The organism is Streptomyces sp. SID12501 (genome assembly GCF_010550245.1).
Taxonomy (GTDB): Bacteria; Actinomycetota; Actinomycetes; order Streptomycetales; family Streptomycetaceae; genus Streptomyces.
In genome coordinates, this window is record NZ_JAAGLU010001086.1 from 1 (window position 1) to 383 (window position 383).

1 protein-coding gene is annotated in these 383 nt (G+C 73.4%); it reads left to right on the top strand.

The window, feature by feature from the left end; all coding sequences use genetic code 11:
* Positions 1-132: 132 nt before the first annotated feature.
* Positions 133-383: L-threonylcarbamoyladenylate synthase (locus G3I71_RS49940; protein WP_203733298.1), on the top strand; the 251-nt coding region annotated here is incomplete at its 3' end.

Here is a 383-nt window from a genome sequence, read left to right on the forward strand (position 1 = left end):
AGGAACGGGGCTGGGCCGACGCGGCCGACCACCCCGACCTCAACAACCGCCCGCGCTTCGCCACCGCCCGCAAGGCCCTGCCGTGAGCGCGCCCCTTCCCGTCACCACCCCGCTGCTTGAGGAGGCCCGCTGATGGCCCGGCGATACGACTGCAACGACGCGACGGACCGCAAGACGGGCCTGCGCGAAGGCGCCTCCGCCGTACGCCGCGGCGAGCTCGTCGTGCTGCCCACCGACACCCTGTACGGGATCGGCGCGGACGCCTTCAGCGCGGAAGCCGTCGGCGACCTGCTCGCCGCCAAGGGGCGCGGCCGCAACATGCCCACCCCCGTCCTCATCGGCTCCCCGAACAACCTGCACGGCCTGGTCACCGACTTCTCCGA